Origin of the sequence: Kitasatospora sp. NPDC059812 (assembly GCF_042732075.1) — a bacterium.
Taxonomy (GTDB): Bacteria; Actinomycetota; Actinomycetes; order Streptomycetales; family Streptomycetaceae; genus Kitasatospora.
Map to the genome: position 1 here is coordinate 6,757 of NZ_JBHWIO010000101.1, position 25,467 is coordinate 32,223.

General features: G+C 74.0%; 20 protein-coding genes. 4 read left to right on the top strand and 16 right to left on the bottom strand.

The annotated features are described in order from the left end of the window. Positions 1-142: 142 nt before the first annotated feature. The 3 genes from ispG to dxr all read right to left on the bottom strand — a co-directional run bounded on the left by ispG (position 143) and on the right by dxr (position 4,100). Positions 143-1,303: a flavodoxin-dependent (E)-4-hydroxy-3-methylbut-2-enyl-diphosphate synthase gene (gene ispG, locus ACFV6D_RS33610; protein WP_063347631.1), complete on the bottom strand. Its 1,161-nt coding sequence runs from the start codon at positions 1,301-1,303 to the stop codon at positions 143-145. A gap of 143 nt (positions 1,304-1,446) precedes the next feature. Continuing rightward, positions 1,447-2,751: an RIP metalloprotease gene (locus ACFV6D_RS33615; protein ID WP_107452864.1), complete on the bottom strand. Its 1,305-nt coding sequence runs from the start codon at positions 2,749-2,751 to the stop codon at positions 1,447-1,449. A 119-nt stretch (positions 2,752-2,870) separates the two neighbouring features. Continuing rightward, complete coding sequence (gene dxr / locus ACFV6D_RS33620; RefSeq protein ID WP_063347633.1) at positions 2,871-4,100, bottom strand: 1-deoxy-D-xylulose-5-phosphate reductoisomerase; 1,230 nt, start codon at positions 4,098-4,100, stop codon at positions 2,871-2,873. Between the two features lie 84 nt (positions 4,101-4,184). Between dxr and ACFV6D_RS33625 the strand changes: the two genes are divergently transcribed. Then, the gene (locus ACFV6D_RS33625; RefSeq protein ID WP_380378380.1) at positions 4,185-4,388 is read left to right on the top strand and encodes a hypothetical protein; all 204 of its coding nucleotides are present in this window, start codon (positions 4,185-4,187) and stop codon (positions 4,386-4,388) included. On the opposite strand, the gene ACFV6D_RS33630 is transcribed toward ACFV6D_RS33625, so the two are convergent. From ACFV6D_RS33630 to ACFV6D_RS33640, 3 genes are all read right to left on the bottom strand, one after another. Continuing rightward, the gene (locus tag ACFV6D_RS33630) at positions 4,369-5,811 is read right to left on the bottom strand and encodes an aldehyde dehydrogenase family protein (protein ID WP_063347635.1); all 1,443 of its coding nucleotides are present in this window, start codon (positions 5,809-5,811) and stop codon (positions 4,369-4,371) included. The two genes, ACFV6D_RS33625 and ACFV6D_RS33630, sit on opposite strands and share 20 nt — an antisense overlap. A 199-nt stretch (positions 5,812-6,010) precedes the next feature. Further along, positions 6,011-7,576: a PucR family transcriptional regulator gene (locus ACFV6D_RS33635; RefSeq protein WP_063347636.1), complete on the bottom strand. Its 1,566-nt coding sequence runs from the start codon at positions 7,574-7,576 to the stop codon at positions 6,011-6,013. A 162-nt stretch (positions 7,577-7,738) separates the two neighbouring features. Further along, positions 7,739-9,817, bottom strand: coding sequence for an ATP-binding protein (locus ACFV6D_RS33640; protein WP_380562568.1), 2,079 nt, complete (start codon positions 9,815-9,817; stop codon positions 7,739-7,741). Positions 9,818-10,057: 240 nt separating this feature from the next. Between ACFV6D_RS33640 and gabT the strand changes: the two genes are divergently transcribed. Both gabT and ACFV6D_RS33650 read left to right on the top strand, forming a co-directional pair. Continuing rightward, positions 10,058-11,398, top strand: a complete 1,341-nt coding sequence (gene gabT / locus ACFV6D_RS33645; protein ID WP_380345341.1) for a 4-aminobutyrate--2-oxoglutarate transaminase — start codon at positions 10,058-10,060, stop codon at positions 11,396-11,398. 490 nt (positions 11,399-11,888) lie between these two features. Then, positions 11,889-12,560, top strand: coding sequence for a phosphatase PAP2 family protein (locus ACFV6D_RS33650; RefSeq protein WP_380562570.1), 672 nt, complete (start codon positions 11,889-11,891; stop codon positions 12,558-12,560). Here the strand turns inward: ACFV6D_RS33650 and ACFV6D_RS33655 are convergent. Then, positions 12,533-12,865 carry a DUF2218 domain-containing protein gene (locus ACFV6D_RS33655; protein ID WP_063347639.1) on the bottom strand — a complete coding sequence of 111 codons (333 nt, stop codon included), beginning with the start codon at positions 12,863-12,865 and terminating at the stop codon, positions 12,533-12,535. The genes ACFV6D_RS33650 and ACFV6D_RS33655 overlap by 28 nt on opposite strands. A 167-nt stretch (positions 12,866-13,032) precedes the next feature. On the opposite strand from ACFV6D_RS33655, the gene ACFV6D_RS33660 reads away from it, so the two are divergent. After that, on the top strand, positions 13,033-13,617 hold the full coding sequence (locus ACFV6D_RS33660; protein WP_380562572.1) for a MarR family winged helix-turn-helix transcriptional regulator: 585 nt from the start codon (positions 13,033-13,035) through the stop codon (positions 13,615-13,617). A 75-nt stretch (positions 13,618-13,692) separates the two neighbouring features. On the opposite strand, the gene ACFV6D_RS33665 is transcribed toward ACFV6D_RS33660, so the two are convergent. From ACFV6D_RS33665 to ACFV6D_RS33705, 9 genes are all read right to left on the bottom strand, one after another. Then, complete coding sequence (locus ACFV6D_RS33665; RefSeq protein ID WP_063351112.1) at positions 13,693-14,421, bottom strand: ZIP family metal transporter; 729 nt, start codon at positions 14,419-14,421, stop codon at positions 13,693-13,695. Positions 14,422-14,748: 327 nt separating this feature from the next. Continuing rightward, positions 14,749-16,455 (bottom strand): restriction endonuclease, encoded by a 1,707-nt coding sequence (locus ACFV6D_RS33670; protein ID WP_380562574.1) that lies wholly within the window; start codon positions 16,453-16,455, stop codon positions 14,749-14,751. A gap of 114 nt (positions 16,456-16,569) precedes the next feature. After that, complete coding sequence (locus ACFV6D_RS33675; protein WP_380562576.1) at positions 16,570-18,468, bottom strand: hypothetical protein; 1,899 nt, start codon at positions 18,466-18,468, stop codon at positions 16,570-16,572. A 275-nt stretch (positions 18,469-18,743) separates the two neighbouring features. After that, complete coding sequence (locus tag ACFV6D_RS33680; RefSeq protein WP_079135597.1) at positions 18,744-19,058, bottom strand: cupin domain-containing protein; 315 nt, start codon at positions 19,056-19,058, stop codon at positions 18,744-18,746. A 124-nt stretch (positions 19,059-19,182) separates the two neighbouring features. Next, positions 19,183-19,839 (bottom strand): YigZ family protein, encoded by a 657-nt coding sequence (locus tag ACFV6D_RS33685; RefSeq protein ID WP_063347643.1) that lies wholly within the window; start codon positions 19,837-19,839, stop codon positions 19,183-19,185. A 111-nt stretch (positions 19,840-19,950) separates the two neighbouring features. Continuing rightward, positions 19,951-21,240: a DUF6986 family protein gene (locus tag ACFV6D_RS33690; RefSeq protein WP_380562578.1), complete on the bottom strand. Its 1,290-nt coding sequence runs from the start codon at positions 21,238-21,240 to the stop codon at positions 19,951-19,953. A 152-nt stretch (positions 21,241-21,392) separates the two neighbouring features. After that, a complete protein-coding gene (locus ACFV6D_RS33695; RefSeq protein ID WP_380562580.1) occupies positions 21,393-22,988 on the bottom strand; it encodes a DUF2637 domain-containing protein in 1,596 nt (531 codons plus the stop codon). Between the two features lie 201 nt (positions 22,989-23,189). Beyond that, positions 23,190-23,855 (bottom strand): response regulator transcription factor, encoded by a 666-nt coding sequence (locus tag ACFV6D_RS33700; RefSeq protein WP_063347646.1) that lies wholly within the window; start codon positions 23,853-23,855, stop codon positions 23,190-23,192. Beyond that, positions 23,807-25,183: a sensor histidine kinase gene (locus tag ACFV6D_RS33705; protein WP_380562582.1), complete on the bottom strand. Its 1,377-nt coding sequence runs from the start codon at positions 25,181-25,183 to the stop codon at positions 23,807-23,809. The genes ACFV6D_RS33700 and ACFV6D_RS33705 overlap by 49 nt, the downstream gene beginning before the upstream one ends. Between the last annotated feature and the right edge of the window lie 284 nt (positions 25,184-25,467).

Consider the following 25,467-nt stretch of genomic DNA (forward strand, 5'->3'; position numbering starts at 1 on the left):
CGTGGTTGTGGGCCGCGTCCGTTGGTTATAAGCGACTGTACACCGGCCGCGGGAAACCCGCCTCCGGCGGGGGGGCGGTCCGCCACAGGAAGACCCCGCTTCCGGAAGACTGCGCGCGGCGCACCGCGCGGACCCTGCGTGGTCAGTCGGCGGCGACGACGGTCGGCGTACCGGCCTCGACGCCCGCCTCCTGCATCTGCTCGGCGAGCTTGAGCGCCTCCTCGATCAGGGTCTCGACGATCTTCGACTCGGGGACGGTCTTGATGACCTCGCCCTTGACGAAGATCTGGCCCTTGCCGTTGCCGGAGGCGACGCCGAGGTCGGCCTCGCGGGCCTCGCCCGGGCCGTTCACGACGCAGCCCATGACGGCGACGCGCAGCGGCACCTCCATGCCCTCCAGGCCGGCGGTGACCTCCTCGGCCAGCTTGTAGACGTCGACCTGGGCGCGGCCGCAGGACGGGCAGGAGACGATCTCCAGGCCGCGCTGGCGCAGGCCGAGCGACTCCAGGATCTGGTTGCCGACCTTGATCTCCTCGGCCGGCGGGGCGGAGAGGGAGACCCGGATGGTGTCGCCGATGCCCTCGGCGAGCAGCGCGCCGAAGGCCACCGCGGACTTGATGGTGCCCTGGAAGGCCGGACCGGCCTCGGTGACGCCGAGGTGCAGCGGGTAGTCGCAGGCGGCGGCCAGCTGGCGGTAGGCGTTGATCATCACGACCGGGTCGTTGTGCTTGACCGAGATCTTGATGTCGCGGAAGTCGTGCTCCTCGAACAGCGAGCACTCCCAGAGCGCGGACTCGACCAGGGCCTCGGGGGTGGCACGGCCGTACTTCTCCAGCAGGCGCTTGTCGAGCGAGCCGGCGTTGACGCCGATCCGGATCGGCACGCCGGCGCCCCGGGCGGCCTTGGCGATCTCGCCGACCTTGTCGTCGAAGGCCTTGATGTTGCCCGGGTTGACGCGGACCGCGGCGCAGCCGGCGTCGATCGCGGCGAAGACGTACTTCGGCTGGAAGTGGATGTCGGCGATCACCGGGATGTGGGACTTCTTGGCGATGATCGGCAGCGCGTCGGCGTCGTCCTGGGTGGGGACGGCGACCCGGACGATCTGGCACCCGGACGCGGTGAGCTCGGCGATCTGCTGCAGCGTGGCGTTGATGTCCGCGGTCACGGTGGTGGTCATCGACTGCACCGAGACGGGAGCGTCACCGCCGACCGGTACGTTGCCGACCATGATCTGCCGGGATACACGGCGCTTGGCGAGCGGCTTGAGCGGCAGGGACGGAATACCGAGCGAGATCGCGGTCATGTGCGCAGGGTTCCCCGGGGTTGAGGTGTGGTCGACCGCCCGGCCAGTGGGACGGCCGAGGCCGGGCGCGCCTAGATCGCGCACCCGGCCTCCACGGTACGGCACGGCGCCGGACCCCAGCACACCCGCCGTACCCGAACGCTCTAGCTGATCTTCACCGGGTTCACCAGGTCGGCGACCATCACCAGCAGGGTGAAACCGATGAAGACGCTGGCCACGACGTACGCCACCGGCATCAGCTTGGCGACGTCGAAGGGGCCGGGATCGGGCCGCTTGAACAGCTGAGCGAATCGGCGGCGGACCGATTCCCAGACCGCGCCCGCGATGTGGCCGCCGTCCAGCGGGAGCAGCGGCAGCATGTTGAACAGGAAGAGCGAGAGGTTGATCCCGGCCAGGAGGTTGACGAACATCGCCACCCGCTGGCTGGCGGGCAGGTCCATGCTCACCAGTTCACCGCTGACCCGGGCGGCGCCGACCATGCCGATCGGCGAGTCCGGGTCACGCGGGGAGTCCCCGACGACGGCGTTCCACAGACCGGGGATCTTGCCGGGCAGCGCGGCCAGCGACTTCACCCCGTTCTCGGCCATGCCGACCATCCGGTCCAGGGACTGCCCGAAGCTCTGCTGGACGACCCCCTGCTTGGGGGTGAAGCCGAGGAAGCCCGCCTGCACGGTCTGGCCCTTGAGCGGCACGCCGTTGCCGTCGTACTTCTGCACGTCGTTGACGGCGATGACGGGCTTGAGGACGAGTTGCTGCCCGCCCCGGTCGACCAGGATCTCGACCTGCTGGCCGGCCGACTTCCGGATGTCCGCCTGGAGCTGGTCGTAGTCGCGGATCCGGTCCCCGCCGAAGGAGAGGACCTTGTCCCCCTGCCGCAGCCCGACCTCGTTGGCGGGGGTCTTGGGCGCGTCCGCGGGGCACACGTCGGTCGGCGAGCCGGCCTTGACCACGCACTGGGCGACCGAGCCGATGGTCGGCACCGCCGTCGAGACGCCGAAGCCCATCATGACCGTCAGGAACAGCCCGAAGGCCAGGACCAGGTTCATGAACGGCCCGGCGAACATGACGATGACGCGCTTCCACGGCTTGCGGGTGTAGAACAGCCGGTGCTCGTCGCCCTCCTGGAGCTCCTCGTAGGAGGCTTCCCGGGCGTCCTCGATCATGGTGCGCCAGGGGGAACTGCTGCGCTTGGTGATCCGGCCGTCCGCACCCGGCGGGAACATCCCGATCATCCGGATGTAGCCGCCCAGCGGGATCGCCTTGAAGCCGTACTCGGTCTCGCCCTTCTTCCGCGACCAGACCGTCGGGCCGAAGCCGACCATGTACTGCGGCACCCGGATGCCGAACAGCTTGGCCGTCGAGAGGTGGCCGAGCTCGTGCCAGGCGATCGAGACGAGCAACCCGACCGCGAAGACCAGGATGCCGACCACCGTCAAAACCATTGCCACCGCTGGCCCTCCGTCATGCCGCTCTGCTCGTCGTCTTGTCTTACCGCAGTCACGCCCAGCCGGACACCCGGTACGGGTGCACCCGGCCGGAAACGGCCCACGCCGTCAACCCGCCGCCGTCAGCCCGCCGCCAGCTCGCGGGCCCGGGCACGGGCCCAGTCCTCCGCGTGCAGGACGTCCTCGACCGTCAGGGAAGTTCCCGGCACGGGCGTGCCGTGCTCGGCGACGACCTTGGCAACAGTGTCCACGATTCCCGTGAAAGCGAGGCGCCCCTTCAGGAACGCCTCCACGCACTCCTCGTTGGCCGCGTTGAAGACCGCCGGCGCGGTACCGCCCAGGGTGCCCACCTCGCGGGCCAGCTCCACCGCCGGGAAGGCCTCGTCGTCCAGCGGGAAGAACTCCCAGGTAGCGGCCTTGGTCCAGTCGCAGCCGGGGGCGGCGTCCGGCACCCGCTCCGGCCAGCCCAGACCCAGCGCGATCGGCATCCGCATGTCCGGCGGGCTGGCCTGCGCCAGCGTCGAACCGTCGGTGAACTCCACCATCGAGTGCACCACCGACTGCGGATGGACCACGACCTCGATCCGGTCGAAGGGCACGTCGTACAGCAGGTGCGCCTCGATCACCTCCAGGCCCTTGTTCACCAGGGTCGCCGAGTTGATCGTGACCACCGGGCCCATCGCCCAGGTCGGGTGCGCCAGCGCGTCCTGCGGCGTCACCCCGGCCAGCTGCTCACGCGTCCGGTTGCGGAACGGACCGCCGCTGGCCGTCACCACCAGCTTGCGGACCTCGGCCCGGGTGCCGCCCGCCAGCGCCTGGAACAGCGCCGCGTGCTCGGAGTCCACCGGCACGATCTGCCCCGGCCGCGCCACCGCCTTCACCAGCGGGCCGCCGACGATCAGCGACTCCTTGTTGGCCAGCACCAGCACCCGGCCCGCCCTCAGCGCGGCCAGCGTCGGCCGCAGCCCGATCGACCCGGTGATGCCGTTCAGCACCGAGTGGCACTCCATCGCGGCCAGCTCGGTCGCCGCGTCCGGCCCCGCCAGCACCGTCGGCAGCGCAGCGCCCGCCGCCTTCGCCGCCAGCGCCGCGCGCAGCGCCGGCTCGGCCGCCGGGTCCGCCACCGCCACCGTGTGCACGCCCAGCCGCAGCGCCTGCTCGGCGAGCAGCTCCACCCGGCCGCCGGCCGCCGACAGGGCGACCACCCGGAACCGGTCCGGGTTGCGGAGCACCACGTCGATGGCCTGGGTGCCGATCGACCCGGTCGAACCGAGGATCACCAGCTCCCGGGGGCCGGAAGGGTCCTGCACGGTGGGCGTGAACCGCAGCTGCGGGTGGGCGAGCGAAGTCATGCGCCCATTGTGTCCTGCCCGGGGCCCCGCGCAGGACGCCTCCCGGCAGGACGCCGCCCCGCGCCCCGGGCTGCCGTCGGAGCCATGCGCACCGTCATCGCCGGGGGCCACGGGCAGATCGCGCCGAAGCTCGCACGGCTGCTCGCCGGCGACGCCACGGTCGAGGAGGCCGTCTCCGTCGCGGACGGACAGCGCGGCTGGGCCGACCTGGCCCCGGAACGGGCGAAGGGCCCGGTCACCGGACCGGGCCCTTCACTCACGGGTTCGCTCAGAGGTCGAGGCCGCTGAGGACCAGGACCTTCTCGACCGTGTAGTCGTCCATCGCGTACCGGACGCCCTCACGGCCGACACCGGAGTCCTTGACGCCGCCGTACGGCATCTGGTCGGCGCGGTAGGACGGCGCGTCGCCGATGATCACACCGCCGACCTCCAGCTCCCGGTGGGCACGGAACGCGGTCTGCAGGTCGTGCGTGAACACGCCCGCCTGCAGGCCGAACGCCGAGTCGTTGACGGCCGCGAAGGCCTCGTCCACGCCGTCCACCCGGTGCAGCGACAGGACCGGGCCGAACACCTCGGCCTTGGCCAGGATCGCGTCCGCGGGCAGCTCCGCCAGCACGGTCGGCGCGTAGGTCGCACCCTCGCGGCCCCCGCCGGCGAGCACCTTGGCGCCCTTGGCGACCGCGTCGTCCACCCAGGACTCCACCCGCTTCGCGGCGTTCTCGTCCACCAGCGGGCCGACGTCCGTCGCGTCGTCGTTCGGGTCACCGGTGACCTGCGCCTTGACCTTGGCCACGACCTTCTCCACCAGCGCGTCGTACACCGACGCGTCGGCGATCACGCGCTGCACCGAGATGCAGGACTGGCCGCCCTGGTAGTTGGCGAACATCGCGATCCGGGTGGCCGCCCAGTCCAGGTCGGCCTCCGAGGACCAGTCGGCGAGCACCACGGCCGCGGCGTTGCCGCCCAGCTCCAGGGTGCAGTGCTTGCGCGGCACCGAGTCCATGATCTGGTAGCCGACCTTGTCCGAACCGGTGAACGAGATCACCGGCAGGCGCTCGTCCTGCACCAGCGCCGGCATCCGGTCGTTCGGCACCGTCAGGATGCTCCACGAACCGGCCGGCAGGTCGGTCTCGGCCAGGATCTCGCCCAGCACCATCGCCGACAGCGGCGTCGCCGGGGCCGGCTTCAGGATGATCGGGGCACCGACCGCGATCGCCGGGGCGACCTTGTGGGCGACCAGGTTCAGCGGGAAGTTGAACGGGGCGATCCCCAGCACCACACCGCGCGGGAAGCGGCGCACCACCGCGAAACGGCCCACGCCGCCCGGGTCGGTGTCCAGCCGCATCGTCTCGCCGTTGGTCCGGCGGGCCTCCTCGGCCGCCCAGCGGAAGACCGACACCGCGCGGCCGACCTCACCACGGGCCCACTTGATCGGCTTGCCGTTCTCCGCGGTGATCAGCTGGGCGAGCTCCTCGGTGCGCTCGGCCAGGCGCTTGGCCACGTGGTCCAGCGCGGCGGAGCGGACGTGCGCCGGGGTGGCGGCGAAGACCGGCAGCGCGGCGACGGCGGCGTCCAGCGCCTCCTCGACCTGGGCCTCGGTCGGGATGCTCACCTTGCCGACCAGACGGCCGTCCCAGCTGTTGTGCACCTCGAAGTCGGCGTCGCCGCTCGCCCGTCGGCCGGCCAGCCAGAAATCGTACGTGGTGGTCACCGTGGTACCGGCCCTCTCCTCGTCGTCATCGGGCCCACGGGTGTGGGACCCGAACCCGAGGGTAGGTGGGGCGGCGCACCGACCGGATTGGCCGACTCGGAGCGTTCGCCCCCGACGCTGCTCCATCCCGTCCAGGGCCTCCCGGGCCAAGCCGCGCCCGGGCACAGCCCGGACGGCCCCGGTGCGGCCAGGGTGCGACCTACTCCTCGCCGGAGCGCAGCGCCAGCCACAGCTCCATCCGCACGTCGGTGTCGTCCAGCGAACGCCCCAGCAGCTCCTCGACCCGCCGCATCCGGTAGCGCAGCGTGTGCCGGTGCACCCCGAGATCGGCCGCCGCCGCGTCCCACTGCCCGTGCCGGGACAGCCACGCCCGCAGCGAGGCCACCAGATCGCCGCGGGCCGTCCGGTCGTGCTCGCGCAGCGGCCGCAGCAGCCCCTCGGCGAACGCCGTCACCGCGTCCTCGCCGAGCAGCGGCAGCAGCGACCCCGCGCCGACCTCCTCGTGGTCCACCGACCGCCGGCCACCGCGCAGCGCCACCGCCAGCGCCCGCTCGGCCTGCGCGTGCGCCGTCCCCGCATCCTCCAGCGCGGCCGGCGCCGACACGCCCAGCGACAGGCCCTCGTGCTCCTCCACCACGCCCAGACAGGCCCGGTGCACCGCCCCGTTGTCCAGCGCCAGCACCATCAGCCGCGCCCCGTGCGCGCCGTCCTCCCGCGCCACCAGCAGCTTCTCGCCCACCCGGGCGCCCGCCTGCTCGGCCCGGTCGCCCAGCTCCCCGAGCGCCTCCGCGGCCTCCGCGTTCGGCCCGGCACCGGCCACCAGAACCCGTATCGTCCCCTCCGGCATACCGCCGAACAGCCCCAGCGCCACCTGGCGGGCCGTCGCCACCTCGCCCGCCAGCACCATCCGCAGCAGCGCCGCGCCCATCCGCTCCTCGGCCTGGCGCAGCTCGCGCGAACGCTCCAGCGTCAGGGTCAGCAGCGCCACCGCCGCGTTCAGCACGTACCGCTCGGTCGGGGTGATCCGGTCCTCGGTGCCCACCGCCAGGAAGCCCCGGGCCCGCCGGTCCGCCCCCAGCGACTGGACCACCACGTAGTCCTCGTCCGCCGTGTCGATCCCCGGCGCCCGCCCCTGCAACGCGGCGCTCGACGGCGCCGGACGCCGGCGCAGCCGGTCCACCTCCGCCGCCAGCCGCCCCGCCCGGCGCGCCGCCCAGTCCGGCGCCACCACCGACAGCGCCCCCGACCCGTCGTACAGCGCCGCCCAGCCGCCCAGCCGGGCCGCCAGCCGGCGCACCACCGCCGTCGTGCCGTCCTTGCCCAGCGCGGCCCGGGTCAACTCCTCCTGCGCCTCGAAGGAGGTCGTCACCGCCTCGTACTGCTCCGCGGCCAGCGCCGCCGACACCACCTTGCTGATCGCGATGAACGGCGTCGGCTCCGGCACCCGCAGCAGCGGCAGCCCCCGCTGCGCGGCCGCGTCCACCAGCGGCTGCGGCACCTCCGTGTGCGACAGCCCCACCCCCAGGCCCAGCCCCACCACCCCGGCATCGGCCAGCCGGTGCACGTACGCCTGCAACTGGGCCGCCGTACGGCCCAGCTTGATCCCGGTGGTGAGCAGCAGCTCGCCACCCTCCAGGAACGGCGTCGGGTCGTCCAGCTCGCTGGTGTGCACCCAGCGGACCGGCCGCTCCAGGTGATCCGCGCCGGCGAGGACCGTCAGATGGAGCGAACTGTTACGGACAACGGAGGCGAGTGTGGGGGGCATGGCACCTTCGGGGGATCGACCTGACCGCGCCGTTGCGGCCGGGCGAGGAGAGGGCAATGGGACAAGTGAGAGTCTCTCCCCCTCATTATGGACGCTCCGGACAACCGGCACTGCCGAATCCACCGTGAAGGCGAGCTTCCGCCCCGCGCCCCGTCAGCCCCGTCAGCCCCGAAGATCCACCAGCAACGGCGGCACCTGCTCCCCCGACACCGCGGTCAACGACACCACCGCGTGCCCCGCCGGCAGCGCGTGCGCCAGATCCGACGGCGACCAGCGCAGGCGCTCCACGTCCCGCGTCGTCACCGACTCCGTCTGCGCCGCCGTCCCCGACAACGCCCGCCGCCCCAACCGCCCGGCCCGCCGCACCACGCCACCCGAGGTGTCGGGCGTGTGGGTCACCGCGGTCTCCTGCACCAGGTGCGTCCCCCAGGCCTCCGAGAACAGCCGGCCGTCCCACGGCGCGATCCCCGGGAACGCCATCCGGCAGCCGACCGCGCCGAACAACGGCGCCCGCAGCGCCTCCGGCAGATCCACCAGCGTGCGCAGCAGCAGCACCGCGCCCGCGTTCACCCCCCGCATCCGCTGCACCCCGCGCACAGCGGTCGCGTCCAGCGCCGCCGAGGCGTCGTCCACCACCAGGCCGGCGAACAGCGAACGGTCCGTACGGGCCCCCGCCGCCTGCACGAACTGACCCACCACCAACCGGGACAGCATCCGCGCGGCCTCCGGATGGCTGCGCTCCGGCAACTTCACCCGTACCCGCAACGGATGGTCCAGCACCCGCATCGCGAACGGGGGCCGCCCCGTGCCGTCCGTCGCGAAGGCGCCCTCGAAGGCCGGCCGGTCCAGCAGCGCCAGCCGGTCCGCCAGCAGCGCCCCGGGATCGTCCGCCCGGCCGCGCTGACGCTCCCGGTGCTCCAGGTCCCGCTCGTACACGGCCAGCCGGCCCGCCACCCCGAGCGCCTTCACCAGAGCCGCCAGCACGTCCGGCTCACCGGCCAGCAGCGCCCGCAGCTCCCGCACCCCCGGATAGCGGGCGTACGCGGCGTAGAACGGGCCCACCACCTGCTGCAGCGCCGTCCGGGCGTTCTCCGCGCGCGCCGTCAACTCGTCCGGCAGCAGCGCCTCGGCCAGCCGGGCGGCCGCCTCGTCCGGATCCTGCGCCGCACCGTAGAGGTCCAGCCCGTACACCGACGCCGGATCACCGGGCGCGATCACCACGTCGTACCAGGCGTCCGGGCCCAGATCCGCGTCCGCCGCCCCCACCACCACCACACACGCGGTACCGGCCAGCGCCTGCAGACACAACGCCTCCGCCACCGGCCGCGCCAGCCGCGCCGTCTTCCCCGTCCCCGCCGGACCCACCGCCAGCAGCGACGTGCCCAGCACCGCCGGATCCAGCGCGAACCCGGCCGCCCGATGGCTCAGCGGGTTCTTCGGCACGTCCTGGGCCGTCCCCAGGCAGACCTGGCCCAGCAGCAGATCGTGCCGCTCAGCCCGGTCCGCCAGCTCCCGCGACTCCGAAGGGTGCGCGAAGGCCGCCCCACCGCGCGCCACCACCTGCTCGACGAAGGCCGGCACGAACGCCGGATCCGCCTGCGCCGACTCCCACGCCCGCTGGATCCGCACGTAGTCGACGTCCCCGACCGCCTCCCCCTCCAGCCGCCCCGCCGCCTCGGCCGCCCCGCCCTGCCGCAGCCCGCCCCACGGGTCCAGCCGCCGCACCACCTGGGCCACCGCCACGCCCTCCTCGGCGGGCTGCTCCTGCGTCACCGCCCGCGACAACAACGGCGACACGTACCGCCGCCACACCTCGGGCCAACGGCCCATCCGGCCGAAGAGCTTGATGACAACGCCGATCACCAGGACGTTCAAGGTGAGGACGACCGACGTCGCCACCAGCGCCGATTTCGACGGGAGGACGCCGATCATCGTCGTCCCGGCCTCCGCGAGTTCGACACCGTAGACGTAGACCAACCACCCCACCACCGCGTTGAGTCCCGCCCGCAGGAGCAGCGGCCAGGCCGCGACCTGGGCCGCCTCCGCCCGTTCCGGGTCGAGCGGGCGGTAGCCCAGCCGGTAGACGCCGGGTTCGGCTTCCGGGCGCGGGGCCGCGGCCCAGGTGGGGAGGTCGAAGGCGGGGGCCCCGTCGGTGCGGGTGCCGGGCCGTTGGCGGGGCATGGGGGCCGGGGGTCCGGTGGTGGTCCGATCGGTGTGGTGGTGTGCCCCGTCGTGCGCCATGTACGGCCCCGCTCCCTCGCCCGCCCGGCCCGATCGCCGTCGGTGCCGCCATACCCATGCCGCCGTACCGGCGACACGCCCGCGCTCAATGTAGTGGAGCGGGGCCTGCTGGCAGTCGCACCACCCGCGCTGGCCGTGCCGGACAAGTCGGACGGCTCAGTGCTACCGAGTGGCGCATGCCCGGCCGGGGAGGGCGGCCGTAGCCTGCGAAGCACCGAGCCGAGAAGTCTGGAGAACCCCATGAGCGCCGCAACGCCGCTCCCGCAGGAGCGCCGCCTGGTCACTGCGATCCCCGGTCCGAAGTCGCAGGAGCTGCAGGCCCGCAAGCTGGGTGCGGTGGCGGCCGGTGTCGGCACCACCCTGCCGGTGTACGTGTCCCGTGCCAACGGCGGCGTGCTGGAGGACGTGGACGGCAACTCGCTGATCGACTTCGGCTCCGGCATCGCCGTGACGAACGTCGGCAACAGCGCCGAGGCCGTGGTGGCGAAGGCGAGCGAGCAGCTGGCCGCCTTCACCCACACCTGCTTCATGGTGACCCCGTACGAGGGTTACGTGGCGGTCGCCGAGCAGCTGAACGAGCTGACCCCGGGTGACCACGACAAGCGCACCGCGCTGTTCAACTCGGGCGCCGAGGCGGTCGAGAACGCGGTGAAGGTGGCCCGCGCCTACACCAAGCGCACCGCCGTCGTGGTGTTCGACCACGGCTACCACGGCCGTACGAACCTGACCATGGGCCTGACGGCGAAGAACATGCCGTACAAGCAGGGCTTCGGCCCGTTCGCCCCGGAGATCTACCGGGTGCCAGTGGCCTACCCGTACCGCTGGCTGACGGGTGCGGAGAACTGCGCCGCCGAGGCCGCCGCGCAGGCGATCGAGATCATCAACAAGCAGATCGGCGCCGAGAACGTCGCCGCGATCATCATCGAGCCGATCCAGGGCGAGGGCGGCTTCATCGAGCCGGCCAAGGGCTTCCTGCCGGCGATCGTGGAGTACGCGAAGGCGAACGGCATCGTGTTCGTCGCGGACGAGATCCAGACCGGTTTCTGCCGTACCGGCCAGTGGTTCGCCTGCGAGGACGAGGGCATCGTCCCGGACCTGATCACCACCGCGAAGGGCATCGCCGGCGGTCTGCCGCTGGCGGCGGTGACCGGTCGCGCCGAGATCATGGACGCCGCGCACGCGGGCGGCCTGGGCGGCACCTACGGCGGCAACCCGGTGGCCTGTGCGGCCGCGCTGGGCGCCATCGAGACGATGAAGGAGCAGGACCTCAACGGCAAGGCGCAGCGGATCGGCGAGATCATGCTGGGCCGCCTGCGGGCGATGCAGGAGAAGTTCGACATCATCGGCGAGATCCGCGGCCGCGGCGCGATGATCGCCGTCGAGCTGGTGAAGCCGGGCGGCAAGGAGCCGAACGCGGAGGCCACCGCGGCCATCGCGAAGGCCTGCCACGCCGAGGGCCTGGTGGTGCTGACCGCCGGCACCTACGGCAACGTGCTGCGCTTCCTGCCGCCGCTGGTCATCGCGGAGCACCTCCTGGCCGAGGGCCTGGACATCCTGGAGGGCGCTTTCACCGCCGTCTGAGCGGTGTCGCCCGTCGGGTCGCGAACCCCCTCCGGAGGGTTGTCCGGACAGCGCTGAACGGCCCGTGGGGACCTCTGGTCCTCGCGGGCCGTTCGGTTGTCACCGGCCGGTCGGACGGGCCCGACGCCCGGTCGGGCCAGGTCGTCGGGGCTCCCGGAGGGCCGCCCGGGGCGGGGTGAAGATGATGTGGGGAATCGCTGAAGGCGCTCGGCGCGGAAGGGCTGTTGACGTAGTGTCATCACCGATGAACAGCGAGCCGCAGCCATGGGCGGAGCCGCTTGCGGGGTCGCCCCCGGCGGCGGGTCCGCATGCGTGCCGCGAGGACAACCAGGCCGCCCCGGGAGGGGTGGCGCCCACCGAAGACCGATCGACCGACCGTCCGACCCACACCCCCCGGGGCGCACGGAACGGCGATCATCAGAGCCGCCCCGGAGCTCTCCCCCCTGCTCCGGGGCGGCTGTCCGGCGTTCCGGGCCGGGTGGCCCGTTCGGTGGCCGTGCCGCTGACGGCGGTGGTCGTCCTGTTGTTGGTGTCGTGGCAGGTGGCGGCGGACGGCCCGCTGCTCGGATGGGACCGCGCGGTCCGCGGAGCCGTCCGGAGCGCCCACCGGGACCACCCCAGCGTGCTGCTGGACCAGCTGGGCCAGGTCCTGTCCGACCTGGGCGACAGCGTGCCCGCGATCCCGGTGCTGCTGGCGGCCGGCGTGCTGGCCGCGTGGCGGTGGCGCCGGACGGGGGCGGCGGGGCGCTGGTGGCTGCCGCTGCCGGTGGCGGCGCTGACCGCCGGACTGATCCCGCTGCTGGTGGTGCCGGCCAAGGCGGCGTTCGCCCGGCCGGGCCCGCTCGGTGATCCGCTGACGCCGGGGCAGTGGGGCTGGTACCCGTCCGGGCACACCGCCACCGCGTCGCTCTCGTACGGGGTGGCGGCGCTGCTGCTGGTGCGGGTGGCGGGGCCGTGGGCGGCGCGCCTGCTGACGGCGGGCACGGTGCTGCTGGCGGTGGGCGTCGGCGCGGGGCTGGTGTGGAGCGACTTCCACTGGCTGCTGGACGTGGTGGCCAGCTGGTGCCTGGCCGCCCTGGTGCTGTGGGGGCTGGCCCGGTGGCTGCCCCGGCCGGGCGGCGGGGGCGGCGGCGGTCAGGCCTCGGGGTCGTCGTTGCGGTGAACGAGGCCGGTCTCGCCGTTGTCGCGGTGCCATTCGATGACGAGTTCGTCGCGGGCGCCGAAGCGGACGAGGTGGCGGCCGACGACGTCCTCCAGACCGGGCAGGTTCTCCCGCTCGCCCTCGACGGTGAGCAGCAGCGCGTCGGGCCGGGCTTCCAGGGTGGCGGTGCCGGCGCCGAAGACCAGGGTGCCGCGGCCGGTCTCCTCGGAGAAGGTGGCCTCGATCTTGCGGCCCATGTGGGCGGCGAGCTGCTTGGCGTAGCGGGTGGGGCGGTCGGTGGTGACGCGGGCTTCGGAGCGGGGCACGGGCCCTCCAGGATCCGGGGAGGGAACTTAGGGTCCCCTCAGTTGGGGCTACGCTAACCCAGGTACTGAGCCAAGCTCAACATTTTTCTCCGGGTGCCGTCCGCTGTCGGCCGCCGGCCCCGGACCGGCCGATACCCTGGGGCGGACGCCTGCCGAGGAGACCGCCGATGACCACCACGCCGACCGACCCGGCGGACCCCTCCCCCGGCCCGCCCGGCACCCCTGCCGAGGAGACCGCCTCGGACACCACCGCCTCGGACGCGGCCTCGGACACCGCCGCCGAGCTGGCCGACACGATGACCAGGGCGATCAAGCGGATCCGTCGGCAGACCGGATGGCGGCTGGAGCCGTACGGCATCACCCCCGGCCAGGCCCGGGCGCTGAACACCCTGGCCCACGCGCCCGGCTGCGAGCTGCCGGACCGCGCGATGCGGCTGAGCGACCTCGCCGAGCGGCTGCACATCGCCCCGCGCTCGGCGACCACCGTGGTCGACGCACTGGAGGAGGCCGGCCTGGTCGAGCGCAGGCCCGATCCGGCCGACCGGCGGGCGGTCCGGATCCTGCTGACCGAGGCGGGCCGCGCAGCGGTGGAACGGATCGGGCAGGTCCGGCACGAGGTGGCCCAGGAGTACTTCGGCGAGGTCGGTCCCGACGAGCAGGAAGTGCTGCTGCGAGTGCTGCGCGCCGCCGAGGCCCGCTTCCTCGCAGCCGGTCCACCACCGCGGACGGCGCCCCCGGGCGCAGCGCGGTGATGCGGGAGCGGTCGGCTGCGCTGGGCGGCCCGCCGCGTTAGACCCCGTCCCGGCCCGTCCCGGCCTGCCCTGCCCCTAGGTGGCGAGGCCGATCACCAGCCACATGAACCCCACCCCGGCGACGGTGCAGAGCAGGGTGCTGCGGGAGGGGTGCGGGCTGTGGGCCTCCGGGAGGATGTCGGAGGTCGCCAGGTAGAGCAGGAACCCGGAGAAGAAGCCGAGGTAGAGGCCGAGCAGGTGCTCGGGGATGGTGAAGGCCAGGGTGATCGCGGCGCCGGACACCGGGGCCAGCGCGTCCGCCGCGAGCAGCGTCAGCGCCCGCCGCCGGTTGTTCCCGTAGAGCCGGGTGATCGTGTACGTGTTGAAGCCGTCGGCGAAGTCGTGGGCGACGACGGCGATGGCGACGACCGTTCCGACCGTGGTGCCGGCCTGGAAGGCGGCGCCGATCGCGAAGCCGTCCATCACGCTGTGCCCGACCAGGGCCAGCGCGGCGGTCAGGCCGACGCCCTGGCGCCCGGCGTGGTGGGCGTGCGCGTGCTGGTGGCCGTGGGTGTGCTCGGCGTACTCGCTCTCGTGACCGCGGTGGATGGCGACCGCTCGTTCGACCACGTGGATGGTGAGGAAGCCGACCGCGAACATCAGCAGCGCCTGCGGCACGCCGTGCACCTCGTCCGGTGCCTGGCGCATGGCCTCGGGCAGCAGGTCGAAGGCGACCACGCCGAGCATGAGGCCGGCGGCGAAGCCGAGCACGAGGTGGCGGCGGTCGCCGGTTCGCTGGGCGACGAAGCCGCCGATCAGGGTCATCAGGAACGCCCCGGCGGCGACCAGGACGGCGGTCACCGGGCCGCCTCCGGGTGGGTCGATCCGCCGTGCGGGCGCTGGCGGGTGCCGCCGTGTGGTCTGCCGGGCGCTCTGCCCATTCCTCTCCCCCTGGGGTCCGCCCGTGGCCGGGCCGACCGCCGACCGTATCGGACGACCGTTCGACGGTGATCGCCCGGGGTGCCGCTGCTCCGCCGGTGCCCGTTCCCCAGCCTCGGGTCGGGTGCGGGGGCGCGCCCGCCGGGCGGTCCGTCGGGGTGAGCTGCGAAGACGGGGACGGGGACGGGGGTGGGGCGGGGACCGGAGGTGGGGTCAGCGGCCGGCGGCGAGGGGCAGGCCGAGGTGGGTGCGGGCGAGTTCGCTCACGCCGTCGCCGTCGACCAGGTGGATGTGCCGGTGGCTCTCCTCGCCCGTGAGGTCGAGGGCCTCGTCGGCAAAGCGGCCGGTGGTCAGCCGCAGGCCGCGCTCGGCGGACTCCTCCTGAACGGCCTCGGCCAGGGTGACGATCTCCTCCGCGCTGACCGGCGCGGCGCCCCGGGAGGCCCAGACCACCCAGCGGCCGGGCAGCGCACTGCCCGGGGCCCCCTCGCCGGTGGCGACCAGTCCAGCCGGGCCGCGCAGCCGCACGCTCCACTCGGCGAGCCCGCCGCGGGTGAGCAGGTCGCGCACCAACTGGGCGAACTCGTTGGCGGACAGGTCGGGTGCGGCCGGTACGGCGGCACCCGCCTGCGCGGCGGGCTGCACGCCCACGCGGCCGTACGGGTCCGGGGTGACGGCGGCGCCGAGCTGGCGCAGCCGGACGAGCGCCTCGTCCTGCTCGGCGTCGGCGTAGACGCCTTCGTCGTCGCGCTCCTCGTACGGGGTGGCGGGCGGCAGCAGCCGGGTGCGGGCCAGTGCGTCGCGGTCGGCGTCCACGCTGACCAAGCACAGCGGCTCGGCGGTGCCGGGCTCGCGCAGCCAGCCGTTGAGCACGACGCCCGCGAGTATCTCGTCGGTGTCGACGGCGTCGGCGGCCTGGAGGGCGCGCAGGGCGAGCCGGGCGACCAGGCGCAGATAGTCGGTGGCCCGGTCCGCCGGCGGGCGCGGGACCGGGACGATATCGCCGTCCGGGGCGAGCCGGTAGCCGGTGAGCGAGGGCACCAGGTCGAGCGGCGGCAGGTCGAGGTCCAGCACGGCGGTACGGGTGAGCGGGCGGAAGACCGCCCGGCAGGGGGCGGGCAGGTCCTGGGTGGCGGTCTCGGCCGCGGCGAGCGCCCGCTCCAGCAGTGACTCCACGGCGGCCGGCTCGGACAGCCGGTAGGCCCGTCGGCACTCCTCCAAGCTCTCGTTGTACTCGCGCACGGCTCGGGCCCGGGCCTCCTCGGCCGCCTCGTGGACGCGCCGGGACTCGTCTGCGGCCGGGTTGTCGGCCTCGGCCCGGCGGGTGCGCCACTCCCGCAGGGAACGCTGGTGGGCCAGCCGGGCCTGGGCGAGCTCGCGCTGGTAACCGGAGTCGAGCAGGCGACGGGCCGGGGCGCCGTCGGGGTCGGCGGTGGCCGACCCGGCGGGCGCGAAGTCCGCCCAGCGGGGCTCGGCCTCGCTGCCGGTCTCCGGCCCGTCGGCCGGGTAGGGGCGGGGCTCGTAGTGGCGCAGCTGGCTCTCGAAGTCCATGGCCGAGACGGGCAGTGCGGCCCGCCGGAGCAGGTCGGCCAGCCGGTCGTGCTCGGCCTGAACGGTGAGCGTGCGGTGGTGGGTCAGGGCGGCGGCCCGGCCGTGGGCGGCGATGGACTCCTCGGGCTCGGCCGGGCCGCCGCTGGACGCACCATCGCCGGACCCTCCACCACCGGACGCGCCGTCATCGGGCATGCCGTCATCGGGCGTACCGGGGGCGGCCGGGCCGGGGTCGGCGGCGTCCGGGTTCAGGCCCTGACCTTGGCCCTGGTCGGTGTTGAACTCTCTGAAGACCGAGGCGAGGAAGCCCGGCCGGGGGAACTGGACGGTGGCGGTGCCGTCGGGCTGGCCGTCTGCTGAGTGCTGCATCGGTCGTCGTTCCCCCATGCTCGTCCGGCGCCTGCCCGGGGCGGCCGGCGACCCTGCGGCCCGCCCCTGCCGGACATTGTCCACCGAACGGGCGGCAGTGGTCAGCCCAGCCTCTCAGTTGGTCCGGGTGTTGGTCAGGTGCAGGCCGATGTAGCCGACATAGATCCGGCCACTGCCCGAGCAGTCGTCCAGGTAGTGCAGCCGAGGCGCGGTACGGCCGCCGCCGATCCGCAGGTGTGCGCCCATGAAGGCGCGCCGGGAGGCGTCCACGCTCTCCGGGACGGGCAGCATCCGTTCGCGCTTCCACTTGGTGTGGCTGAACACCGTCCGGGACTCCCCGCGCACCGCCTTGCGGGGCGGGAAGTGGTGGCAGCCCTCCGGGGTGTGCTCGCACCACTGCTTGAAGTCGCCGCCGGCCGCGCCGCGGACCGCCGCCTCGGCGTACTCCTGAAGGGCGGTCAGCCCGTCCCAGGCGAGCCGGGCCCAGCCCGCGCCGGAGCACCGGAGCCCGTCCAGGGCGAGCGCGTTCTTCTGGTCACCGGTGAAGGTCAGCAGCGTGAACTCGTCGATCCTGGCCATGAGTTCGGTGAAGGTCTCCGGTTTTCCGGGCCGGGCGGACGGCTTGGCGGCGAAGTGCCCGGCGGTGCCCTGGAGGATGCAGTGGCGCCCGGTGAGGGCGCGGGAGCCGGCCCTTACGTGGCCGTCCCGGCCGTCGTGGCGCTCGCGGAGCTCCGGACGGTCGCGGCCCTCATGACCCTCGCGGCCGTCCTGCTTGTCCCGGCTGTCCCGACCCACGCGGTTGTCCCGGCGCTCGTGGCGCAGGGTGCGCCGGACCCGCTCCAGCTCGTCGGCCCTGGCCTGCTGCTCGGCGCGGTCCTGCTGCTCCTCCCGGACGAGCGCGGCCAGCTCGGCGCGGGCGGCGGCCTGGTCCCCGGCCGGGCTGACGGCCGCGCGGGGCGGCGCCGGGGCGACCCGCAGCACCGGGACGGCCGCCAGCGTGGGCGGCAGCGGCAGGTCGGCGGCGAGCCGGCGCGGCTCGCGGGCGAGCAGCCCGGCCGCGCGGCGGAGGTCCTGCTCTATTCGCCCCCGGGCGAGCACCGGGTGCCGGGCGCCGTCGCACCGGGAGGCGGGGTCCACCTCGGGCAGGTAGGTGCGCACCGCTCCGCCGTAGACGCTGTGGTACTCCAGCGCGACGTTGAACCCGGTCCGGGCGCCCGGGTCCAGGACGTAGGCGGTGGCCAGGCCGGGCAGCTGGTGGCAGAGCGGGCGGACGACGTCCTCGACCCAGCGGTCGAGCGGGAGGTTCACCGGGACGCTGGCGACCACGACGGGCAGCCTGCGCTCCGGGTCGCAGAGCTCGTCGATCAGGCCGTCGACCTCGCCGGCGGTGATCACCCGGGGGGCCGGGTGGACGGCGGCCGGGCCGTCGGTGGCGTCGAGCAGCGGCAGGAGGGTACGGGCGAGTTCGGGCACCGGCACCCGGCAGGGCGTCCGCACGCCGTTGCCGGTGCTGTGCGTCTCGGCCTCCAGCCGGACCCAGGTGGGGCCGTCGGCCGCGGTGGCCACGGTCAGGGTGAGCTGCTGGGTGCCGTGCGGGGTCGGGGTGCGCAGGCGCCGGCGGTCGTAGCGGCCGGCGGCCGGGCCGCCGCGCAGCGGGCCCTGGTCGCGGTCGAGCAGGACGCGGTCGCCCAGGCGCAGTCGCTCGGCGGCGGGGGCCGATCGGGGCTGCGCCGGTCCGGACGTCGTCAGCCCAGGGGGCGTCAGTTCGGGCGGTTTCGGTCGGGTTGGAGCCGTCCCCGTCGAGGCCGGTCCGGCCGGGGGCGGCCCGGTGAGGGCACGGGGAGCCGGCGGGGGCTCCTCGCAGCCTTCCTGTTTCAGCCAGGCGGCGAGCTGCTCGTCGGCCAGGGCGACGGCCTCGCGGTGCGGGAGGGTGGTGGTGACGGTCATCCGGTAGGGCGTCGCGGGGCCGGTCAGGTCGGCGCCGGCGGGCGACGAAAAGCGGTCTGAGGTCATGCGCATACCTCCGTGGTGCGGGGTGGGGTCTGGTGTCCTCCATCGATGGGTTATTCGTCCGGTTCGGCCGGATCCTTGCCCAGGAAACGCCACGGCCCGGAGCGGAAGTTCCAACTCCGGGCCACGTCAATACGTTCGGGTGAATCTGCTCAAGCCGTGCACCGCGTGGCGCGGCTCCCGGGCCCGCCCCCTCGTCGCCGGACGGCGGACGGCGGGCGACGGGCGACGGGGCACGGGTGACAGAGCCGGAGCAGCCCTGGTCAGGCCTCAGCAGGTCAGGCCTCGGCGGGCCGGGCGCCACTGCGACTCCACGCGGGCTCCGCGACCGGCACCGCCAACGGGCAACCGGCCGGGGCGGCGTAGCTCGCGATCAGCACCACGGGCTCGTCCCCGAGGTTGCGCCCCACGTGGACGTGGACCGGTCCGGCCTCCTCGACCAGCGAGTCCCCGGCCCGGCTGACCTCGACCCGGCCGTCGTGCAGGGTCCGGGTCAGCGTCCCGGACAGCACCACCACGTCCACCCGGCCCGGGTGGTAGTGCCAGCCGGTGCTGGCCCCCGGCGGCAGGGTGACGGTCTGGACGACGGGCATCTCGGGGCGGCTTCCTGCTCGACGACCGGACCAGGCTAGGCACGCCCCGCAAGGCTCCGAAACGGATCGGCCGCGATCTGGCCGAATAGGTGGCCGAAAGCGCCGCCGCCCGCCTGCTCCGGCATCAGACCGGCACCTCGACGTACGTCCGGCCGGCCGGGACCGCGACGGCGGTACCGCCGGTCGCCTCGGCCAGCCAGGCGTGGAAGGCCGACACCTCCGGCTGCGGCACGCCCACCTCGATCCGCACCCCGGCCGGCTCGTAGGCCAGGTCGCTCACCGTGTAGCCGGCCGCCCGCAGGTCGTTCTCCACCCGCCCGGCGCGCACGTGGTCGGCCGTCACCGCGAGCAGGGCCACCGGCCGCCGCTCCAGCAGACCGATCTCGTCCACCGCCTCGGACACCGCGTTGCCGTACGCCCGCACCAGGCCGCCCGCGCCGAGCTTGATGCCGCCGAAGTACCTGGTCACCACGGCGGCGGTGTCGGTCAGGCCGCGCCGGCGCAGCACCTCCAGCATCGGCACCCCGGCGGTGCCGCCGGGCTCGCCGTCGTCGCTGGAGCGTTCGCGACGCTGCTCGTCGCCGACCACGAAGGCGGTGCAGTTGTGCCGCGCGTCCCAGTACTGCTTGCGGATGCCGGCGATGAAGGCCTGCGCCTCCTCCTCGTCGGCGACCCGGGCGAGGTGGCAGATGAACCGGGACTTCTTGATCTCGGTCTCGTGGCTGCCGGCCCGCCGGATGGTGAGGTACGGCCTGGCGGTCGGTTCCGGCGTGGCGGACATGACGCGGTGGTTCTCCCGGAAACGGCGACGGCTGGCGGCGCACACCCCGGGCGTCCCGGGGCGGCACCGCCAGCCTAGGCCCTGGCCGGGCTTCGTCGGCCGGTCGCGGGGTCAGCGCCCGGCCAGGGCGTCCAGCCGGGCGCGGTCCAGGCCGGTCAGCGCGGTGACCTCGGCCGGGTCGACGGCGCCGCAGTCCAGGCCGCGCAGCAGGTAGCCGCTGAGCGCCCGGGCGGTGGCCGGCTCGTCCATCACGTCGCCACCCGCCTTGGCGACGTACGCGGCCAGCCGGGCTGCGGCGGCCGCCAGGCCCTCGCGGTAGAAGGAGTACACCGCGACGTAGCGGGTCGGCAGGTGCGCCGGGTGCATGTCCCAGCCCTGGTAGTAGGCGCGGGCCAGCGAGCGGCGGACCAGGTCGTGATGCAGCTTCCAGGCGGCGTGCACCTGTTCGGTGGAGCCGGTCGGGATGACGTTGGTCGAGCCGTCGGAGAGTCGGACGCCGGTGCCGGCTGCGGCCACCTGCATGACCGCCTTCGCGTGGTCGGCGACCGGGTGGTCCATGCTCTGGTGGGCCGCGCTGACGCCGCAGGAGGCGCTGTAGTCGAAGGTGCCGTAGTGCAGCCCGGTGGCGCGGCCTTCGGCGGCCTCGATCATCCGGGCCACGGTGGCCCGGCCGTCCGGGCCGAGGATGGCCTGCGTGGTCTCGATCTGGATCTCGAAGCCGATCCGGCCGGCGGGCAGCCCGGCGCGGCACTCGAAGTCCTCCAGCAGCCGGACCAGCGCGGTGACCTGCTCGGCGTAGGTCACCTTGGGCAGGGTGAGGACCAGGCCGTCCGGCAGGCCGCCGCCGGCCAGCAGGGTGGCCAGGAACAGTTCCAGGGTGCGGATGCCGCGGTCGCGGACGGCCGCCTCCATACACTTGATCCGGATGCCGAGGTACGGCGGCGCGGTGCCCTCGGCCACGGCGGCGGCGACCAGTTCGGCGGCGCGGACGGCGGCGGCGTCCTCCTCGGCGTCCGGGCGGGGTCCGTAGCCGTCCTCGAAGTCGATCCGCAGGTCCTCGACCGGCTCGCGCTCCAGCTTGGCGCGGACCCGGGCGTGCACGTCGGCGAGCAGCTCGTCGTCGGCCAGGCCGAGGGCGCGGGCCAGCTCGGCGGGGGTGCCGGCGTGGGTGTCGAAGGCCTCCAGAGCCTGGCGGCCCCACTCCCGTACGGTGTCGGCGGCGAAGGCGTCGGCCGGGACGTAGACGGTGTGCACCGGCTGCCTGGTACCGGTGTCACCGGGATAGCGGCGCGCCAGATCGGCGTCGACCGGGGCGAGCAGTGCCTCCACGGCGGCGCGGGCGGCGGCGGAGAAGGAGGCCCCGCCCGTCGGTCCGTTACCGTCGACCTCGACCTGCGACATCCGCACTCCTCCACGCCGGACCAACACTTCAACAATTTGTTGAGGTGAAGGTAGCTCCGGCCGGATCGGGCGTCAATGGCCGACCGAGCGGTGGACGGAGGAGCGTTCGACGGAGGAACGTTCGACGGAGCGTCCGGCCGAGGCGGCCCTGGTCAGTCCCTCCCGGCGGCGGCGTAGCGGTCGCGCAGCTGCGGGTAGAGCTCGGCGACGTCCTTGGGGTGGACCGAGCCGTCCGGACGGTTGCCGGTGACGCCGTACTGCTTGGTCAGCCACTCGGCGAGGCGCTGCGGGTCGGGCTGGTGCTCGTGGTTGTCCATGTAGCTGACCAGCGCGTCATAGGCCAGGTCCGGATCCAGCCGGGACGGGGCCGAGCGCGGCGCGGACTCCTCGTCGTGGACGGGGGGCTGCTCGGCCGCAACGGACTGCTCGCCGTGGACGGGCTGCTCGGCCGGAGCGGGCTGCCCAGCCGGAAGGGGCTGCCCCGGGTGACGGGGCTGCGGCTCGGCGGCGAACCCCGCCTCCTCGGCGACCGGACGCGGGGGCTTGAACCACGGCGAGGCCTGGCCGGGCACCCGCCCGCCGGGGGCGGCGTCGGACGGGTGGCCCGTGGTGCGCACCGGGCGCTCGGTCCACACGTTCAGCTCCTCGCGGTGCGGCTGCGGGGCCTCCTCCGCCACGCCGTTCGGCTCCTGCGCGGCACGCAGCCGGACGGCTGCCAGCTTCGCCAGCATCGGCGCGGCCACCTCGGCGGACATCGGCGCGACGGCGACCGGAGCCGGAGCCGGGGCCGCGGCCGGTTCGGGCTGGGGCTGGGGCTGGACGTGGGTCTGAGCCTGGGCCTGGGATTGGGGCTGGACCTGCGGTATCTGCTGCGCCTGCCGGGCCGGCTCCGAGCGGGCCGGCTCCGAGCGGGCCGGCTCCGAGCGGGCCGAAGCGGGGGCGGCGGCGACGGGAGCCGCGGGGGCGGCGGCCTCGGCCGGGGCGATGGCCGTGGCGGCGCGGCCGTCCTGCCGCTGGAGCTCCAGTGCCTCCTTCTCCGCCAGAGCCTCCCGGGCCTCGCGCTCGCGCGCCTCCTCGTCCAGACGGTCGAACAGCGCCGGGTCCAGCGGCACCCCGTACTTGGCCAGCTTGAGCGGCAGCAGGGCCTGGATCGGCGCCGAGCGGCGCCAGCCGCGGCCGTACCGGAAGCGCAGCTGCGCCCGGTAGACCAGGCGGTTCTGCTCCAGCCGGACGACCTCGTCGTAGGAGCGCAGCTCCCACAGCTTCATCCGGCGCCAGAGCTTGAAGGTCGGCACCGGGGAGAGCAGCCAGCGCATCATCCGGACCGAATCCATGTGCCGGTCGACCGTGATCGCCGCGATCCGGCCGACCGCGTGCCGGGAGGCCTCGACCACGACCACGAAGAGCACCGGGATGACGGCGTGCATCCCCATGCCGAGCGGATCGCCCCAGGAGGCGGCCGCGTTGAAGGCGATGGTGGCGACGGTCAGCACCCAGGCGGTCTGCCGCAGCATCGGGAAGGGAATCCGCAGCCAGGTCAGTACCAGGTCGAGCGAGAGGAGCACGACGATGCCGGCATCGACGCCGATCGGGAAGGCGTAGGAGAAGGCCCCGAAGCCCTTCTCCTGGGCCAGTTCGCGCACCGCGTTGTACGAGCCCGCGAAGCCGATGCCCGAGATGATGCAGGCGCCGGCCGCGACCAGGCCGAGCAGGCCCCGATGGGCCTTGGTGAGCGTTGGGCGTGCCATTACGTCTATCAACCCCTGGATGTCGGCTGCTGCCGTACGCTGCCTCGGCTGCCGGTTCCCGCTTGTCGGGGCGCCGGACGGCTGAGCGACCTCCGGGCTCGGCCCACCGGAGTTTACTCGTACACCTGTTTCAGCGTTTCCGCAGCCTGGCGTGTCACCGTCCGGGGCTGACGACCCGCCCGCCGTGGACCGGGCGGATCGTCAGCCCTTCGGCCCGGCCGTTCCGTTGAGGTAGGTCAGCACCGCGAGCACCCGGCGGTTGGCGTCCTCGGCGGGGGCCAGTTCGAGCTTGGTGAAGATGTTGGCGATGTGCTTGGCCACCGCCCCGTCGCTGACCGCCAGGCGGGCGGCGATCGCCGAGTTGGAGCAGCCCTCGGCCATCAGCTCCAGCACCTCGCGCTCGCGCGGGGACAGCCGCAGCAACGGGCCGGGCCGACGCGAGGTGATCTGCATCAGCTTCGCGATCACGTCCGGGTCCATCGCCGTTCCGCCGGCCGCCACCCGGCGGACCGCGTCGATGAACTGGTCGGCGTTGAACACCCGGTCCTTCAGCAGGTATCCGATCCCGCCGGTGCCGTCGGCCAGCAGCTCCCGCGCGTACAGCTGCTGAACGTGCTGCGACAGCACCAGCACCGGCAAGCCCTGGATCTCCTTGCGGGCCTTCAGCGCCGCCTGCAGCCCCTCGTCGGTGAGCGTCGGGGGCAGCCGGACGTCGACCACGGCCACGTCTGGCCGGTGGGTCAGCAACGCCTCCAGCAGTTCGGGGCCCGTCTCCACGGCCGCGGCGATGGTGAAACCGTGCGCCTCCAGCAGTCGGATCAGGCCTTCGCGAAGGAGGTAGAGGTCCTCGGCGAGGACAACTCGCACGGCAGCTCCAAGGTGATGGTGGTCGGACCGCCCGACGTGCTGTCGATGGCGAGGACACCGTCGAAGGTACCCAATCGCCGCTCGATCCCGCGCAGGCCGGTGCCCCGGGACGGATCCGCCACGCCCACCCCGTCGTCCGTCACCGTGATCCGCAGGAGCCCGGCCCGGTACAGGATGTCCACCCACACCTGCTCCGCCCCGGAGTGCTTGGCCGCATTGGCCAGCAGCTCGCAGATGCTGAAGTAGGCCGCCGCCTCCACCGGCGCCGGCGGACGGTCCGGCAGGCTCACGCACACCTCGGTCGGCAGGGCGCTGTCCAGCGCCAAGGCGCGCACGGCGTCGCCCAGTCCACGCTCGGCGAGCACCGGCGGGTGAATGCCGCGGACCAGGTCCCGCAGCTCCTGGAGCGCCCGGGCCGAGGACTGCCGCGCCTCGGAGAGCAGTTCCCGGGCGGCCGCCTGGTCGGTGTCCATCAGGTGCTCGATCGTGCCCAGCGTCATCCCTATCGCGACCAGTCGCGCCTGCGCGCCGTCGTGCAGGTCCCGCTCGATCCGCCGCAGCTCCGCCGCCTGGTCGCCGACCGCGTCCGCCCTGGTCTCGGTCAGCTCGGCCACCCGCCTGGTCAGCTGGGCGTGCGTCGCCCGGCCGTCCTGGTCCAGCACCCGGCGGGCCGCCTCGGCGTACCCCCGCACCGCGTACGGCGCCACGAGCACCCCGACCGCCACCATGCCGAGCCCGAGCACGGCGCTCAGCAGGACCGACACCAGGCGTGCGGGCACCGGCCCGAACCCGTCCACAGACAGCGGCGTCAGGATGCAGGCCACGCCCAGCACCATCAGGACGGCCACCGGGCCCGCCAGCGCCACCACCAGGGCGGGGCTGATGGCCAGCCAGGCCACCTCCGATCGGGTCGTCCGGTCCCGGGCGCCCCAGTGCAGCAGTTGCGCGTACTTCGCGACCATCCGGGAGCGGTGGTACGAGTAGCCCGTCCACCAGTGCCCGCGTTCGTCCAGCTCCAACGCGGGCCGTGGCTGGTACACGGCCGGCAGGCGGATGCCGTACCAGCGCTCCAGCTGCTGGCGCGTCCGGCTCGCCGTGCGGCGCACGAACAGAGCCGCCACCAGGGCGCCGGCGACGGCCGCCACCGCGAGGCCGAACAGGACCACCGGGTAGTAGGAATCCTGGAAGACCGAGGCCGTGACCCCACCCGCCGCCATCGCCGCCCCCACCGGCAGCACCAGCCCCGGCACCGCGCCCACCAGCAGGAGAGCCAGCCGCGCCAGCCCCTGGCCGCCCGAGACGACGGCCGCCTCAGTCTGCGCGCGCACCGTCGCGCCGCTCGTTCGACTCGCTGTTGCCACCGAAGCTCCTGATGCCGGTCTCGATCGTCCTCCACAAGTGTTCACGAACGACCCGCTCCAGGCACTGGCCATGCCACCCCAATTGCGAGGTGGTCCTAGCACCACCTGCGGGTGGACATAGCCCGAGCGGATTGTTGAGATTGTCTGGAAATGCAAAGAACCCCCATCCGGTTTCCCGGATGGGGGTTCTCTGTGAATGATTGTTCGGCGGCGTCCTACTCTCCCACAGGGTCCCCCCTGCAGTACCATCG

What these genes read in the sequence shown, in the direction of transcription:
- ispG (WP_063347631.1), bottom strand. Translation starts at nt 1,303, where the DNA reads ATGACCGCGATCTCGCTCGGTATTCCGTCCCTGCCGCTCAAGCCGCTC.
- dxr (WP_063347633.1), bottom strand. Translation starts at nt 4,100, where the DNA reads ATGACTTCGCTCGCCCACCCGCAGCTGCGGTTCACGCCCACCGTGCAG.
- ACFV6D_RS33625 (WP_380378380.1), top strand. Translation starts at nt 4,185, where the DNA reads ATGCGCACCGTCATCGCCGGGGGCCACGGGCAGATCGCGCCGAAGCTC.
- ACFV6D_RS33635 (WP_063347636.1), bottom strand. Translation starts at nt 7,576, where the DNA reads ATGCCCCCCACACTCGCCTCCGTTGTCCGTAACAGTTCGCTCCATCTG.
- ACFV6D_RS33640 (WP_380562568.1), bottom strand. Translation starts at nt 9,817, where the DNA reads ATGGCGCACGACGGGGCACACCACCACACCGATCGGACCACCACCGGA.
- gabT (WP_380345341.1), top strand. Translation starts at nt 10,058, where the DNA reads ATGAGCGCCGCAACGCCGCTCCCGCAGGAGCGCCGCCTGGTCACTGCG.
- ACFV6D_RS33660 (WP_380562572.1), top strand. Translation starts at nt 13,033, where the DNA reads ATGACCACCACGCCGACCGACCCGGCGGACCCCTCCCCCGGCCCGCCC.
- ACFV6D_RS33665 (WP_063351112.1), bottom strand. Translation starts at nt 14,421, where the DNA reads ATGACCCTGATCGGCGGCTTCGTCGCCCAGCGAACCGGCGACCGCCGC.
- ACFV6D_RS33670 (WP_380562574.1), bottom strand. Translation starts at nt 16,455, where the DNA reads ATGCAGCACTCAGCAGACGGCCAGCCCGACGGCACCGCCACCGTCCAG.
- ACFV6D_RS33675 (WP_380562576.1), bottom strand. Translation starts at nt 18,468, where the DNA reads ATGACCTCAGACCGCTTTTCGTCGCCCGCCGGCGCCGACCTGACCGGC.
- ACFV6D_RS33680 (WP_079135597.1), bottom strand. Translation starts at nt 19,058, where the DNA reads ATGCCCGTCGTCCAGACCGTCACCCTGCCGCCGGGGGCCAGCACCGGC.
- ACFV6D_RS33685 (WP_063347643.1), bottom strand. Translation starts at nt 19,839, where the DNA reads ATGTCCGCCACGCCGGAACCGACCGCCAGGCCGTACCTCACCATCCGG.
- ACFV6D_RS33690 (WP_380562578.1), bottom strand. Translation starts at nt 21,240, where the DNA reads ATGTCGCAGGTCGAGGTCGACGGTAACGGACCGACGGGCGGGGCCTCC.
- ACFV6D_RS33695 (WP_380562580.1), bottom strand. Translation starts at nt 22,988, where the DNA reads ATGGCACGCCCAACGCTCACCAAGGCCCATCGGGGCCTGCTCGGCCTG.